Source organism: Microbacterium saperdae (genome assembly GCF_006716345.1).
In the GTDB taxonomy this organism is placed as follows: Bacteria; Actinomycetota; Actinomycetes; order Actinomycetales; family Microbacteriaceae; genus Microbacterium; species Microbacterium saperdae.
The window spans coordinates 36263-51501 of record NZ_VFOX01000001.1; the positions used below are offsets into that span (position 1 = coordinate 36263).

Here is a 15239-nt window from a genome sequence, read left to right on the forward strand (position 1 = left end):
GATGCCTCGCGGATACCGGGATCGAGCCGACGACGGTCTGCTGACCCTCATCGGCGACCTGCCCGACCTCGTCACGAACCTCGTCAAGGCCGAGATCAACGCGGCGAAGGCATGGATCTCGCGGACGGCCAAGGACGCCGGTATCGGTTCGGTCTGGTTCCTGGTCGCCCTGTTCTTCCTGTTCTGGGCGGTGCCGGTCGTGCTCGTGTTCGCGATCGCCGGGCTGTCGTCCTGGTGGCCGGTCTGGCTGTCGGCGATCGCCGTGTTCGGCATCCTCATCCTCGCCGTGCTGTTCTTCGCACTGCTCGGCATCCTGAAGTTCCGCAAGGTCCTCGCCCGGCAGAACCCCGCTCAGGCGGTGGCCGAGGACATCCGACTCGTGAAGGACGCCGGCGATGACCGTATCTGACAACCTCCCCCGCACGGTCGTCCCCGCGGGGATCGTCGACCCCGTCGCCTCGGCACGTGCCGAGCTGAAGGCCGCTCTCGCCGCGATCGAGGTCAAGGGCAACATCCCGCGTCGCGTCGAGAAGGCGTCGGCACGGGCAGCGGCCAAGGCGCGCACCTTCGCCGACCGCAACCCGATCGGCGCCGCCGCGGCTGCCGTCGGAATCGCCGCCGTGGTCGGCGGCGCGGTCTGGGTGATCGCCCGCGCCCTCTCACGCTGACTCCGCGTTCGCGGGCGCTCGACAAAGAGGGCAGACTGGGGTCATGTCCGAAGTGCGCGAAGAGAACCCGTCCGGCTTCACCCTCTGGGCGGTCTGGCGACGCAATCCCGATGTGGCCGTCACGGAGTCCGACTCGACGGAGCTGGAGACGATCGTCTCCTACGTCGAGGACTCGGGCGTGACCGTGCGCGGCTTCTACGACGTCTCCGGCCTCAAGGCCGATGCGGACCTCATGGTCTGGCTGCACGGCGAGACGGCCGAGGAGCTCCAGCGCGCGCTGCGTCGACTGCGCCGCACCGAGCTGCTCCGCTCGCTGCTGCCGGTGTGGAACGTCATGGGCGTGCACCGCGACGCCGAGTTCAACCGCGCCCACGTGCCCGGGTTCCTGCGCGGCGTCGAGCCCAAGGACTGGCTCTGCCTGTACCCGTTCGTGCGCACGCCGGAGTGGTACCTCGCCCCCGAGGACGAGCGTCGCAAGATGCTCGCGGATCACGGACGCAAGGGCGCCGCATTCACGGGCGTCATCGCCAACACCGTCGCGGCCTTCGCGCTCGGCGACTACGAGTGGATCCTGCCCCTCGAGGCGGATGACGTGACCGAGCTCGTCGACCTCATGCGCGACCTGCGGTACACCGATGCGCGTCTGTACGTGAAGGAGGAGCTGCCCTTCTACACCGGGCGCAGGCTCCGGTTCGACGAGATCGCGGACGTGCTGCAGTAGGCCGCGCGATGACCACTCCGATCCGTTTGGGTACCCGGCGCAGCGCACTCGCGCAGGCGCAGTCCGGTCATGTCGCGACGGCGCTCGAGAAGGTGACCGGGCGTCCGGTGCAGCTCGTGCCGATCACCTCAGAGGGAGACACGAATCGGGCGTCGCTGTCCGAGATCGGCGGCCAGGGCATCTTCGCCACGCGGCTGCGCGAGGCGTTGTTCTCCGGCGAGTGCGACTTCCTCGTCCACTCGCTCAAGGATCTGCCGACCGCGATCCCCGCGGGTCTCGTGATCGCGGCCACGCCGGAGCGCGAAGATGCGCGAGATGTCGTGCTCACGCGTGACGGCATCCCGCTGCATGCGCTCCGCTCGGGCAGCACCGTGGGAACCGGCGCACCGCGTCGGATCGCCCAGGTGCGCCGACGCGCACCGCACGCGGAGGTCGTCGACATCCGCGGCAACGTCGACTCGCGTCTGGCGCGCGTCGCTTCCGGCGAGCTGGATGCCGTCATCCTCGCCGCCGCCGGCCTGTCGCGGCTCGAGGCGGACTCACCCCTGCGACGCGAGGAGCTCGGGCTCGCCGAGTGGCCGACCGCCCCCGGTCAGGGTTCGCTGGCCGTGGAGACGACAGCGGATGCGCCCGCCGAACTGCTCGCCGCCCTCGCCGCGCTCGACCACGGCCCGACTCGTCTGGCGATCACGGTCGAGCGCGCGATCCTGGAGGGCCTGGACGCCGGATGCCAGGCGCCGATGGCCGCGCATGCGGTGGTCGAAGGCTCATCGGTGCGGGTCAGAACAGTGGTCTACTCGGCCGAAGGAGACCGTCGGATCGGCCTCGACGTCACGGAAGACCTGAACGGGGAGTATATTCGTCGGAACGGCAGTGGCAATGGAGCGGATGCTGCCGATGGTGCAGGCCCGATGCACGCAGCGCGCGAGCTCGGGTTGACTGTTGCCCGTCGGTTGCTCGATCAAGGGGCGGCCGACCTCGTCTCCCGAGAGCATCTTTCCTCATGACATCCGATATGAAGCAGGACCGACCACTGGACGGCTGGCGCATCCTCGTGCCCCGCGGAGGGCCGTGGGGCGACGGCGTCGCCGCCAGCCTGCGCGCACAGGGAGCGATCCCCGTCGTCGCGCCGTTGATCAATTTCGCACCCACGACCGACCAGGCGGCGCTCGACGTCGCCCTGGAGCAGTTGGCGGCCGGCGAGTTCGACTGGCTCACCGTCACGAGCGCGACGACCGTCGACGTGCTGTTCGCCCACCGCGCGGCCGTGCCACCCTCGACGCGCATCGCCGCAGTCGGAGAGACGACCGCAGCTGCCCTTCAGGCCGTGGGCTATGAAGTCGCCCTGGTGCCGGAGCAGGACAACTCCGCCGAAGGGATGGCCGAGCAGCTCATCGCGCTCGAGACCGACCCCCGGCGCATCCTCGCGCTGCGCAGCGAGATCGCGAAGCCCGTGCTGAGCCGTCTGCTGTCGGAGGCCGGGCACGATGTGCACAGCGTCGTGGCCTACCGTACGGTCGGCGTCCCCGTCACGGACCGCATCAAGCGGGATGTCGAGAACGGCCGCATCAACGCGATCCTCATCACGAGCGGGTCGGTCGCGGAGCAGGTGCGCGAACAGTTCCCGGAGATCCCCGACGAGACACTGCTGGCCGCGATCGGACCGCGCACGGCTCGCGATGCGCAGAAGGCCGGGCTTCCGGTCTCGGTCGTCGCCGACCGACAGACGGTCGACGCGCTGATCGATGCCGTCTCGCACTTCACGCTTCCGCACGCGGCGGACGAGTTCGCGCCGTGAGCTTCCCCGACGTCCGGTTGAGGCGCCTGCGCCAGTCGCCGGCAGTACGCGATCTCGTGCGCGAGACCTCTCTCCAGCCGCGGCAGCTCGTGCTGCCGATGTTCGTTCGCGAAGGTCTCAGCGAGCCGGTCGCGATCGGTTCCATGCCCGGCGTCGCCCAGCACTCGCTGGACTCGCTGCGCGCGGCGGCCGTCGAAGCCGCTGAGGCGGGTGTCGGCGGTGTGATGCTGTTCGGCGTTCCTGCCGTGCGCGACGCCCGTGGCTCGGGAGCGGACGACCCGCACGGGATCCTGAACGTGGCGACCGAGGTGCTGGCTGCCGAGGTCGGCGATGCGCTCGTCGTGCAGACCGACCTGTGCCTGGATGAGTTCACCGATCACGGCCACTGCGGCGTGCTCGCGGCCGACGGGTCGGTGGACAACGACGCGACGCTCGAACGGTACACGTCGATGGCGCTCGCGCAGGCGCGCGCCGGGTCCCAGCTGCTCGGGCTGTCGGGGATGATGGACGGCCAGGTCGCCGTCATCCGCGCCGCACTCGACGCCGAGGGATTCACGCAGACGCTGATCCTGGCGTACGCCGCGAAGTACGCCAGCGCCTTCTACGGTCCGTTCCGCGAGGCCGTCGATTCGCAGCTGACCGGTGACCGCCGCACGTATCAGCTCGGTCCCGGCAACCGTCGGGAGGGCGTCCGCGAGGCCGTCGTCGACGAGGCCGAAGGCGCCGACATCGTGATGGTGAAGCCTGCCATGGCCTTCCTCGACGTGCTGCGCGAGGTGCGCGACACCGTCAGTATTCCGGTCTGGGCATACCAGGTGTCCGGTGAGTACGCCATGATCGAGGCCGCCGCGGCGAACGGGTGGATCGATCGCCGCGCGGCCATCCTGGAGTCGCTGCTGTCGATCCGCCGCGCCGGCGCCGACGCGGTGCTGACCTACTGGGCGACCGAGGCCGCGCGCTGGCTGCGCGCCTGAGCCGTACCGTCTTCTCTTCTTCGGAGCATCATCATGACCGACCGCAATGACGACCTGTTCTCTGCCGCTCGCGCGGTGATCCCCGGCGGGGTGAACTCCCCGGTGCGCGCCTACGGCTCCGTCGGCGGCACGCCCCGCTTCCTCGCATCCGCGAAGGGCGCGACCGTCACGGACGCCGCGGGCAACGAGTACATCGACCTCGTCGCCTCGTGGGGTCCCGCGCTCCTCGGTCACGCGCACCCCGAGGTCGTCGCCGCTGTGCAGGAGGCGGCGACGCGCGGTCTCTCGTTCGGTGCGCCGACCGAGGGTGAGGTCGAGCTCGCCGCCGTGATCGCGGAGCGCGTGCGCTTCGGCGAGACACGTCCGATCGAGCGCGTGCGTCTGGTGTCGACCGGTACCGAGGCGACCATGACCGCGATCCGTCTGGCCCGCGGTGCCACCGGCCGCGATCTGCTGGTGAAGTTCGCCGGGCACTATCACGGACACTCCGACGGACTGCTCGCGGAGGCCGGTTCCGGTGTCGCGACGCTGGCGCTCCCCGGGTCGGCCGGGGTGCCGGCGCCGATCGCCGCGCAGACCCTCGTGATCGGCTACAACGACCCGGATGCTCTTGCGGCGGTCTTCGCCGAGCACGGCCCGCGCATCGCCGCGGTCATCGTGGAGGCGTCGGCTGCGAACATGGGCGTGGTCGCTCCGCTGCCGGGCTTCAACCGGCTGATCGCCGACACCGCCCACGCCCACGGCGCCCTGATGATCCTCGATGAGGTGCTCACCGGCTTCCGGGTGCACTCCGCCGGATTCTGGGGTCTGCAGGCCGCCGCGGGGGAGGAGTACCTCCCGGACATCGTCACGTTCGGCAAGGTCGTCGGTGGAGGGATGCCGCTCGCCGCACTCGGAGGCCGCGCCGAGGTCATGGACCTCCTCGCCCCCCTCGGGCCGGTGTACCAGGCGGGAACGCTCTCGGGGAATCCGCTCTCGGTCGCGGCAGGTCTGGCGACACTGCGTCTGGCGACCCCCGATGTCTACGCGACCGTGGATGCCGCTGCGGACCGGGTCTCCACCGCGCTCGCAGCCGCGCTCACGGGTGCCGGGGTGACGCACGCTGTCGCGAAGGCCGGCAACCTGTTCAACGCGTCGTTCCGGGCCTCCGCTCCGCGCGACTACGCCGAGGCGCAGGCGCAGGAGTCATTCCGCTACGCCCCGTTCTTCCACTCGCTGCGCGAACAGGGGATCGCTCTCCCGCCCAGCGTCTTCGAGGCCTGGTTCCTCACCGCTGCTCACGGGGAGGACGAGCTCCAGCGCATCGAGGCTGCGCTCCCCGTCGCGGCGGAGGCAGCGGCGGCCGCCCAGGCCTGAGCGCGAGGACCTGCTCAGACGAACATCACCCGACGCGGTGGTGGATCGCTGTAGTGCCGCCCGAGCGGACTGACCCAGTCGAGGCTTCGGTCGGGGAGCTGTCGAGCGGTCCATCGATGGTGTTCATCGACGTCCGGATGCTTGAGCACGTGGTGACCCGCGCAGAAGTGGCTGAGGTTGGACAGGCTCGTCCGCCCGCCCCGGGCATGGTCGTGGTTGTGATCGATCTGGCAGCGGCGCACCGGCATGCGGCAGCCGGGGAAGCGGCAGTGCTGATCGCGCGCCCGCAGGAACCGACGCATCCCCTCTGTCGGACTGTACGTGTCGGTCTCGACCACCATCCCCGCCGGATCGAGGAACAGCCGGGACCATCCGCCGTTGCGCCCGGCGAGATCGCGGGCGATGTCGGGATCGATCGGTCCGAAACCGTCGAGTTCTGCCGGGCGGTCATCGGCCCCGAGGAGCGTCGTGGCAGCGACCGTCACCTGGATGTGCGCCCGCACCTGATCGATGCCCGCACCCGCCGCCTCGCTGGGGTCGGCCGCCAGCAGCAGGTCGGTGAGGAGATCTGTGCGCACCTGGTCCATGGTGCGCGTATCGGCAGGGACGATGATCGGGCTCGGCTCGGGTAGAGGATCTGTCGTGAAGGTGTCTCGTTCGCCGAAGATGGCCCACTCGTCGAGGCCGGGTGCGCTCCAGTCGAGGTCTTCGGGGAAGATCGGATTCTCACCGGAGTCGAGCCCGTCGGGGGAGAGCACCGGTTCGACGTCGTCGCGAGCCGCGATCACCTGACGCGCGAGCTGCGTGAGACGGTCCATGATCGCGGCGGCCAGGTGTTCGGGAAGCACGATGGAGATCAGCGCGAGCCCGTCGTCGACGGAGCGCATCGTGACATTGCGCTCCGAGGAGGCGCGTCGATGGCGGTCGACCAGCGTCTCGCCGGCCAGCGCTGCGGCGATCTGGCGCACCAGAGCACGGGTGCGGGCCGGGGTCTCGTTCTCGGCGACGACCACTGCGGCGGCGTCGTACAGGTCCAGCGCCCCGGCATCCGCTCTCCCTTCACGGACCGCCTCTCGCACGATCGTGCCGGCGCGGACGATCTCGCGTACATGGGCGCCCGTGATCGCGCCCCGACGGAACGACTCGCGGGCGGCAGGGTGATCGGAGTCGAGGAAGGCCGCGTCGGAGAACGCGTACTCGACGCTTCCCTGCGAGACGCGGGCGGCCGCCGAGTACTCGGCGATCATCGACCGGTGGATCGTGTCGCGATGGTACGGACTCTCCCGTGTGTCGGCGTCGCGCAGGAGCAGCCGATCGACGAGCAGTTCGGCGGATTCCGCCTCGAGTCTGGCGATCTGTCGCCGCTTCTCCACCCACGCGTCGAGCAGCGTCGCACGCTGTTCGATGTGGTCGGAGGGGGTCTGTGGCATGCTGCTAGCCTAGAACATATGTACGACACTCGGGGGAAGTCATCCACAGCTGAGATGCTCAGGAGCGCTGCTCCGATGGTGGGTTTCGACAATGGATCGTTGCGTTCCTGTGAGCAACTTCCAGACAACTGGCAGGACCGCGCTGGCAGACTGGACTCATGGTGACGTTGCTGTTGGATCAGACGCAACTGGAGGTCGTGCTCTCGCCGATCGAGCGTGCCGCGACCTTCCACCGCGAGAATCTCCGGATCGTGCGCGAGACCATCACCAAGGTGCAGTTGATCGACGACGCGTGGACCTGGTTGCGGGGCGTACCGAATCCCGGCACGCACATCCCCGGTGTCCTCGCGGCCGGCAGCTGGAAGGCTGCGGGCAGCCTCGACTTCGTGCTGATCCGTCGCCGTCGTCCGTCAGTCGTGATCGACCTCGACGGAGACGCGCAGTACCGGCGCCTGATCCTCACGACCCGGCACGGGCTCGCGCTCACACAGGCGCTGCGTCTCGAGGTGTCCAGCGAAGCAGCCGATGTCGAGGAGATCGTGGCGACGGCGCCGACTCCTGTGACGAAGGGCAGCCGTCGTCCGGTGATCCGCCCCCGGCCCGCCTGACAGACCAGATGACATGTGAGAAGCCCTCCGCAACCGAAAGGTCGCGGAGGGCTTCTCACATGTCGGAGCGGTATGTCCGTCAGTCCTGACGGTGCTCGCCCTCGTGGTGGTGGTCGCCCTCGTGGTGGTGGTCACCGTCGTGGTGGTGCTGGTCACCATCGTGGTGGTGCTCGCCCTCGTGGTGGTGGTCGCCATCGTGGTGGTGGTGCTCGCCCTCGACGTGCTCATCGGATGCCGGGGCATCGTCCGCATCGTGATCGACGGGGGTCGCGGCGGGCACGGTGTCGATGACACCCGTGGATGCGACACTCCACGATGTCGATTCCCCGGATCCCGAAGAATCTTCGGACGTCTCTGCGCCGAGCGGGTAGTCCTTGGGCTCGTCCTCGTAGTAGGCGCGAGCCGCGGCAGCGAGCATCGAGCTCACCGCAGCGGAGCGGGGGTCGTCCTCGGACTGCTCGCCATCGGACTGCTCGCCCTCGGACTGGTCGCTCGCGCCCTCGAGGCCGTCGAAGATCTCGATTCCCGCGGAGTCCTCTTCTGCGGACTCGTCGTCGGAGGCGGCGGGCGCCTCGACGGGTTCGGTCTCGGCGTCGTCCACCTCGGTGACCTCAGGGTCCTGACCCTCCGGCGCCGCGAGATCGGTCGCCTCCGGGGCGTCCTCGTCAGACTCGCGCGCCTCGTCGTCCTCGCTGTCGGCGAAGATCTGGCTGACGTCGTGCACAGGCTCGTCATCCGCGTCCGACGGCGTCGACGCGGCGGCGACGGGAGCCGCGGTGCCGAACAGGATCTCGTCGAAAGAGGGAGTGGACGTCTCGGACGGCACCTCGGATGCCTCGGATGCCTCGGATGTCTCAGACGCCTCGGTGAGAGCCTCATCCGCGGCGACGGCCTCATCGACGGCGATCTGCGCGATCGCGTCCTCTTCGTCGGTGTCGGCCGTGAGCTCGGTGTCGGCTGCGAGTTCGGGGTCCGCGTGGTGCACATTCTCCGATGCGCGGATGCTCTCCGCGACCTCCGCCACGGCGGCGGCGATGGCATCCTCGTCGGAGAACGCCTTCTCCTCGGGCGCAGGGTCGGCGCCGGCGGCGATCGCCGCGGCGGCAGTCGGATCCGAGGGAGCCGTCTCCGACACCGCAGCCGAGACGGCCGTGACCTCGGCGATCTCGGCGATCAGCGTGTCGTCCCCGGCGTCCTCGGCGTTCGGGGAGCCTTCCTCCGCCGGGGCCTCCTCGGCAGGGGAGTCGGCGTCTGCGGCGGGGACCGCGAAAGTCGGTGCGAGTGCGAGCTGCGACGCGGCGGCCGAAGCGCGCGGCTCCAGCTTGCCGCCGCGGACCAGCTCGATGAACACGTCCTCCAGCGTCGGACCACGCTGCACGAGCGTGCTCAACGCGATGCCGGCCTGAGCTGCGACGGCGCCGACCGTTCCTGCGTCTCCGCCGCGCACGGTGAGGCCGGAGCGCAGCACCTCCACGTCGAAGCCGGCGGTCGAGAGTGCGGCCGTGAGCGCGGCACGGTCCACGGCATCCACGACGACCGAGCCGGCCGTCGGGTCGGCGAGCTTCTCGATGCCGCTGGAGAGCACCAGCTGGCCCTTCGAGAGCACCAGCACGTTGTCGGCCACCTGCTCGACCTCGCTGAGCACATGCGAGGAGACGAGGACGGTGCGTCCCTCATCCGCCAGGCGGCGCATCAGCAGACGCATCCAGCGGATCCCCTCGGGATCGAGACCGTTCGCCGGCTCGTCGAAGACGAGAGCGCCGGGGTCGCCGAGCAGCGCGTGCGCGACGCTCAGCCGCTGACGCATGCCGAGCGAGAACCCGCCGATGCGGGAATCGCCTTCACCGTCGAGTCCGACCAGTGCGAGCACCTCGTCGACGCGGGAGAGCGGGATGCCGTTCGCCTTCGCCGCGATCGTCAGCTGCCGACTGGCCGTGCGGCGGGGACGGTAGACCGTCTCCTCGAGCACGGAGCCGATGGTGCGCAGCGGCTGGCGGAGCTCTGCGTACGTCGTCCCGCCGATCGTGGCGGTACCGGACGTGGCACGCACCTGACCGAGCAGGATGCGCAGCGTCGTGGTCTTGCCGGCCCCGTTGGGGCCGAGGAAAGCAGTGACTGCACCGGGCTCGACACGGGCAGAGAGGTCCGAGACGGCGGTCACCTCATTGAAGCGCTTCGTCACATGTGTGAACTCGAGCACCTGTCCGTCGGGCATCCGCGACCTCTCCTTGCATTGGGCACTTCCCTCTATCCTGCCGGAAAAGCGCTCGGATCGCGTATTTCATGCGGAATCCCGCGTCGTGGGATCGGAGTAGCCTGGCTCCCGTGACCGAATCCACGCCTGCTCCCCGCGTCCTCATCCGCACGGAAGGAGCCCTCGGCCGGCTCACGCTCAATCGTCCCGAGGCGATCAACGCGCTCGACCTCGGCATGATCGAGATCCTCACCCAGACGCTCCACGCCTGGCGTGAGAACACCGACGTGCAGATCGTCCTGATCGACGGAGAGGGCGAGCGCGGCATGTGCGCGGGCGGAGATGTGCGAGCCCTGCACGCCCAGATCGTGGGCGGACGCGCGGAGGAGACGGCGGAGTTCTTCCGCGCCGAGTACGCGCTGAACGCGCTGATCGCCGAGTACCCCAAGCCGGTCGTCGCCCTCGCCGACGGCATCACGATGGGCGGCGGCATCGGCCTCGCCGGCCACGCCGCGATCCGTATCGTCACGGAGCGCTCGAAGCTGGCGATGCCCGAGACCCGCATCGGATTCACTCCGGACGTCGGCGGCACCTGGCTCCTCGGCCGGGCACCCGGACGATTCGGCGAATACTTCGGGCTCACCGGCCAGACGATGAACGGCGCGGATGCCGTCTACCTCGGCTTCGCGGACCACTTCGTGCCGTCCGATCGGCTCGACGCGCTGCGCGAGGCGCTCGCCTTCCGCGCCGACCCCACCGGGCCCAGCGAGATCGTGCTGCTCTTCGACGAGACCCCGGAGCCGACGACTCTGCCCTCCCTCCGCCCCGCGATCGACGAGGCCTTCTCGGCGCCGACCGTCGCGGAGATCGTCGGACGGCTCCAGGCGCAGGGCAGTACGGATGCCGCCGCCATCGCCGACCTGCTCGAGGGGCTCGCGCCGACCGGTCTCGTCGTGACGCTCGATGCGGTGCGCGAGGCACGCGAGGCATCGGGACTCCGCGCCGCGCTGGAGGGCGAGTACCGCCGGGTGCTCTGGTTCGTGAACGAGCACCCCGACCTCGTCGAAGGAATCCGCGCACAGCTGGTGGACAAGGATCGCAACCCCCGGTGGCAGCCCGCCACGCTCGCCGAGCTGGCACCGGATGCCGGCGCGGAGGCGCGGGCGTACGTGCCTCGGCATCCGCTCTTCTGAGCGCTCGCCGCCTCTCCTTCCCCACTCTTCTCCTTCGCCCGTGCCTCGACTTGGCACGAGGTGTCGACTTGTTCGGCCCGGTGCAGAAATCGCTGGCCGGACCACGGAAAGGTTCGCTGTCAGCGAAGGTCCCCCGATAGGGGGATACGAATGTCGGCGCTTCGTGGCACTCTTTCTTGTGGCCGATTGTCGGTCGGCATCCGTCAGCCGAGAAATCCGCCGATTCATCCTTCCTAGAAAGTCCGCCTGTGCTGGGAAAAATCCTCCTCCGTTATCTGTCTCGATACCGATGGCTGCTGCTCGCCGTGCTGGTCTTCCAGCTCGCGAGTGTCGCAGCGACCCTCTACCTTCCGCGCCTCAACGCCGACATCATCGACAAGGGCGTCGCCCTCGGTGACACCGGTTACATCTGGAGCACCGGTCTGTTCATGCTGGCCGTGTCGCTGGGGCAGATCATCGCTTCCGTCACCGCGACCTACTTCGCGGCGCGCGCCGCGATGGGCGCCGGCCGCGACATCCGTGCCGACGTCTTCGGCAAGGTCAGCGGTTTCTCCGAGCGCGAGGTGTCGCAGTTCGGCGCCGGCTCGCTCATCACCCGCAACACGAACGACGTGCAGCAGGTGCAGATGCTCGCCATGATGGGCGCGACCATGCTCGTCACGGCGCCTCTGCTCGCGATCGGCGGCATCGTCTTCGCCATCCAGACCAACGTGGGCCTGAGCTGGCTCATCGCCGTCTCTGTGCCGCTGCTGCTCATCCTCGCGGCTCTGGTGATCGGGCGCATGGTGCCCCTGTTCCGCACCTACCAGGGCAAGCTCGACAACGTGAACCGCATCATGCGCGAGCAGCTCACGGGTGTCCGCGTGGTGCGTGCGTTCGTGCGCGAGCGCATCGAGGAAGAGCGCTTCCGCGGCGCGAACACCGACATCATGGACGTCGGACGCAAGGTCGGGTCGCTCTTCGTGTTGCTCTTCCCGCTGTTCATGCTCATCCTCAACGTCACCGTCGTCTCGGTCATCTGGTTCGGCGGCATCGAGGTGAACAACGGCACCGTCCAGGTGGGCACGCTGTTCGCCTTCATGCAGTACATCGGCCAGATCATGGGCGGCGTCATCATGGCGAGCTTCATGGCGATGATGATCCCGCGCGCCGCGGTCTCGGCCGAGCGCATCGGCGAGGTCCTCGACTCCGAGTCCACCCTGGTCCGCCCGGAGAACGGCGTCACCGAGTTCCCGATCCCCGGATCCGTGGCGCTCGACGGCGTCGAGTTCACCTACCCCGGCGCCGACTCCCCGGTGCTCACCGGAATCAGCTTCGCCGCGCAGCCCGGTGAGACGGTCGCGATCGTCGGATCGACCGGCTCGGGCAAGACCACCCTCGTGTCGCTCATCCCGCGTCTGTTCGACGTCTCGGGCGGAGCAGTGCACGTCGGCGGCACCGATGTGCGCGAGGCGGACGTCGAGGCGCTGTGGGACAGCATCGGCCTGGTGCCGCAGCGCCCCTTCCTGTTCACCGGCACCGTGGCGTCCAACCTGCGTTACGGACGTGAAGAGGCGACGGACGAAGAGCTCTGGCAGGCGCTCGAGATCGCACAGGGCCGCGACTTCGTCGAAGAGATGCCTGACGGGCTCGAATCGCGCATCGCGCAGGGCGGCACGAACGTCTCCGGCGGTCAGCGCCAGCGTCTCGCGATCGCCCGTGCGATCGTGCATCGTCCGCAGATCCTCGTGTTCGACGACTCGTTCTCGGCGCTCGACCTCACCACGGATGCCCGGCTCCGCCAGGCGCTGTGGCGGGAGCTCCCGCACGTGACGAAGATCGTGGTCGCGCAGCGCATCTCCACCATCACCGACGCGGACCGCATCGTCGTGCTCGACGGCGGGACCATGGTCGGCGTCGGCACACATGAGGAGCTGCTCGCGACGAGCGACACCTACCGCGAGATCGTCGAGTCGCAGCTGGGGGTGGACGCATGAGCGAGCAGAGCAACCCTTCGACAGGCTCTGGGGCCGGTACCCGGAAGCAGCGCGGCCGCAGTAAGGCGGCAACGATCGAACCCGAACTGACCGCCGAGGAGAAGTACGAGGCCGAGCTCGCGGAGCAGGCGCGTCAGAACTCCGGCGACTGGGACAGTGTGGCGCCGGGCAAGGCCGACAACTTCGGTCCGAGCTTCGCCCGGATGATCGGTCTGCTCAAGCCGTCGGCACTCTGGTTCGTCTTCGTGTCGATCCTGGGCGCCATCGGCGTCGTGCTGACCGTCGCGGCGCCCAAGGTGCTCGCCGAGGCGACCAACCTCGTCTACAAGGGGTTCATCTCCATCCAGCTCGGGCAGCCCAGCGACGGCTTCCCCGGCTTCCCGGCCGGCACCTCGCAGGATGTCGTCGTCGAGGCCCTGCGTGCCGGTGGCCAGAACGACTTCGCCAATCAGGTCGGGGCGCTGGGCGACTTCACGGTCGGCCAGGGAATCGACTTCGAGGCCCTGCGGATGGTCATCGCCGCCGTCCTCAGCATCTACGTGGCTGCCGCGTTCCTCACCTGGATCCAGGGCTACGTGATCAACGTGATCATGGTCCGCACCATGTGGCGGCTGCGTGAATCGGTCGAGGCGAAGATCAACCGTCTGCCGCTGGCGTACTTCGACAAGGTGCAGCGCGGTGAGCTGATCTCGCGCGTCACCAATGACATCGACAACATCACGCAGACGATGCAGCAGTCGCTCTCCGGTGCGCTCACCTCGGTGCTCACCGTGATCGGCGTGCTCGTGATGATGTTCTCGATCTCGTGGCAGCTCGCGCTGGTCGCCCTGATCACGCTGCCGCTCATGGGCGTGATCTTCGGCATCATCGGGCCGCGGTCGCAGAAGGCCTTCGGCAGTCAGTGGCGCAAGGTCGGTCGACTGAACGCCCGTGTCGAGGAGGCGTTCTCCGGCCACGCGCTGGTGAAGGTCTTCGGTCGCGAGAAGGATGCGCTGGAGAAGTTCCAGGACGAGAACGAAGAGCTGTTCCAGGCGAGCTTCAAGGCCCAGTTCCTGTCCGGCATCATCATGCCGGCCATGATGTTCGTCGGAAACCTCAGCTACGTGGGCATCGCGGTGCTCGGTGGTCTGATGGTCGCGAACGGGCAGCTCCGCCTCGGCGACGTGCAGGCGTTCATCCAGTACTCGCAGCAGTTCACGCAGCCGCTGTCCGAGCTGGGTGGCATGGCTGCCGTGGTCCAGTCCGGAACGGCATCGGCCGAGCGGGTCTTCGAGCTGCTCGATGCCGATGAGCAGGAGGCCGACGACGTCGACGCCCCCGAGCTCGTGGAGGGCAAGGGCGTGATCGAGTTCCAGAACGTCGCGTTCTCGTACACGCCGGAGCGTCCGCTCATCCGGGATCTGTCGTTCCGCGTGGAGCCCGGTCAGACCGTCGCGATCGTGGGACCGACCGGTGCGGGCAAGACCACCCTGGTGAACCTGATCATGCGCTTCTACGAGCTCAGCGGCGGGCGGATCATGCTCGACGGGCAGGACATCGCCGAGGTGACCCGCGACGAGCTGCGGTCGCGCACGGGCATGGTGCTCCAGGACCCGTGGCTGTTCGCCGGCAGCATCCGCGAGAACATCCGCTACGGCCGCTCGACCGCGACCGATGAGGAAGTCCAGGAAGCCGCCGCGGCGACCTACGTCGACCGCTTCGTGCACGCTCTCCCTGAGGGGTACGACACCGTGCTCGACGAGGATGCCGCGAACGTGTCGGCCGGTGAGCGCCAGCTGATCACGATCGCACGGGCGTTCGTCGCGAAGCCGTCGATCCTCATCCTCGACGAGGCCACGTCGGCCGTCGACACCCGCACGGAGCTGCTGCTGCAGAAGGCGATGGCTGCTCTCCGCGAGGGGCGCACCTCGTTCGTGATCGCACACCGTCTGTCGACCATCCGCGATGCCGACCTCATCCTGGTGATGGAGCACGGTGACATCGTAGAGAAGGGCACGCACGACGAGCTCATCGCGGCGCAGGGTGCCTATTGGCGCCTGTACCAGTCGCAGTTCGAGCAGGCCGCGACCGACATCGACGCGGAAGACGCCCTCACCGGCTCGACCCCCGTCGTCGTCAGCGGTGAGGCGGAGGATGAAGCCGCTGCGGCGGTCATCGGCGCCTCCGTGGGCTCACAGCTGCCGGCAGCCGAGGTGGTGGCGGCCGAGGCCGTGGTCGAGAAGCCGTCGGCGGAAGGTCCCGACCGCACTGCCTGATCGCAGCGCCTGAGCGCGTGTGTGAACGCACGCCAGACGCAGAGGCCCCACCCCGGATCTTCCGAG

13 protein-coding genes are annotated in these 15239 nt (G+C 68.9%); 11 read left to right on the plus strand and 2 right to left on the minus strand.

Annotation, left to right across the window (positions count from 1 at the left end; genetic code table 11):
* Position 1: 1 nt before the first annotated feature.
* The 7 genes from FB560_RS00205 to hemL are packed head-to-tail and all read left to right on the plus strand — an operon-like array spanning position 2 to position 5517.
* On the plus strand, positions 2 to 409 hold the full coding sequence (locus FB560_RS00205) for a phage holin family protein (RefSeq protein WP_141870515.1): 408 nt from the start codon (positions 2 to 4) through the stop codon (positions 407 to 409).
* Positions 396 to 668, plus strand: coding sequence for a hypothetical protein (locus tag FB560_RS00210; protein WP_141870516.1), 273 nt, complete (start codon positions 396 to 398; stop codon positions 666 to 668). The genes FB560_RS00205 and FB560_RS00210 overlap by 14 nt, the downstream gene beginning before the upstream one ends.
* A gap of 43 nt (positions 669 to 711) precedes the next feature.
* Complete coding sequence (gene hemQ / locus FB560_RS00215) at positions 712 to 1389, plus strand: hydrogen peroxide-dependent heme synthase (RefSeq protein WP_141870517.1); 678 nt, start codon at positions 712 to 714, stop codon at positions 1387 to 1389.
* Between the two features lie 8 nt (positions 1390 to 1397).
* Positions 1398 to 2396, plus strand: coding sequence for a hydroxymethylbilane synthase (gene hemC, locus FB560_RS00220; protein ID WP_141870518.1), 999 nt, complete (start codon positions 1398 to 1400; stop codon positions 2394 to 2396).
* Positions 2393 to 3187 (plus strand): uroporphyrinogen-III synthase, encoded by a 795-nt coding sequence (locus FB560_RS00225; RefSeq protein ID WP_141870519.1) that lies wholly within the window; start codon positions 2393 to 2395, stop codon positions 3185 to 3187. Before hemC ends, FB560_RS00225 begins: the two co-directional genes overlap by 4 nt.
* Positions 3184 to 4161 (plus strand): porphobilinogen synthase, encoded by a 978-nt coding sequence (gene hemB, locus FB560_RS00230; RefSeq protein ID WP_141870520.1) that lies wholly within the window; start codon positions 3184 to 3186, stop codon positions 4159 to 4161. The genes FB560_RS00225 and hemB overlap by 4 nt, the downstream gene beginning before the upstream one ends.
* 33 nt (positions 4162 to 4194) lie before the next feature.
* On the plus strand, positions 4195 to 5517 hold the full coding sequence (gene hemL, locus FB560_RS00235; RefSeq protein ID WP_141870521.1) for a glutamate-1-semialdehyde 2,1-aminomutase: 1323 nt from the start codon (positions 4195 to 4197) through the stop codon (positions 5515 to 5517).
* 14 nt (positions 5518 to 5531) lie between these two features.
* Here the strand turns inward: hemL and FB560_RS00240 are convergent, their stop codons facing one another.
* Complete coding sequence (locus tag FB560_RS00240) at positions 5532 to 6947, minus strand: HNH endonuclease signature motif containing protein (protein ID WP_141870522.1); 1416 nt, start codon at positions 6945 to 6947, stop codon at positions 5532 to 5534.
* Between the two features lie 158 nt (positions 6948 to 7105).
* On the opposite strand from FB560_RS00240, the gene FB560_RS00245 reads away from it, so the two are divergent.
* Complete coding sequence (locus FB560_RS00245; RefSeq protein ID WP_141870523.1) at positions 7106 to 7555, plus strand: hypothetical protein; 450 nt, start codon at positions 7106 to 7108, stop codon at positions 7553 to 7555.
* A gap of 79 nt (positions 7556 to 7634) precedes the next feature.
* Here the strand turns inward: FB560_RS00245 and FB560_RS20830 are convergent, their stop codons facing one another.
* On the minus strand, positions 7635 to 9770 hold the full coding sequence (locus tag FB560_RS20830; protein ID WP_229673353.1) for an ATP-binding cassette domain-containing protein: 2136 nt from the start codon (positions 9768 to 9770) through the stop codon (positions 7635 to 7637).
* Between the two features lie 110 nt (positions 9771 to 9880).
* Here FB560_RS20830 and FB560_RS00255 point away from each other — a divergent pair, with 110 nt between their 5' ends.
* From FB560_RS00255 to FB560_RS00265, 3 genes are all read left to right on the plus strand, one after another.
* Positions 9881 to 10942 carry an enoyl-CoA hydratase/isomerase family protein gene (locus tag FB560_RS00255; RefSeq protein WP_141870524.1) on the plus strand — a complete coding sequence of 354 codons (1062 nt, stop codon included), beginning with the start codon at positions 9881 to 9883 and terminating at the stop codon, positions 10940 to 10942.
* A 248-nt stretch (positions 10943 to 11190) separates the two neighbouring features.
* Positions 11191 to 12918 (plus strand): ABC transporter ATP-binding protein, encoded by a 1728-nt coding sequence (locus FB560_RS00260; RefSeq protein WP_141870525.1) that lies wholly within the window; start codon positions 11191 to 11193, stop codon positions 12916 to 12918.
* Positions 12915 to 15173, plus strand: coding sequence for an ABC transporter ATP-binding protein (locus FB560_RS00265; RefSeq protein ID WP_141870526.1), 2259 nt, complete (start codon positions 12915 to 12917; stop codon positions 15171 to 15173). The genes FB560_RS00260 and FB560_RS00265 overlap by 4 nt, the downstream gene beginning before the upstream one ends.
* Positions 15174 to 15239: the final 66 nt, after the last annotated feature.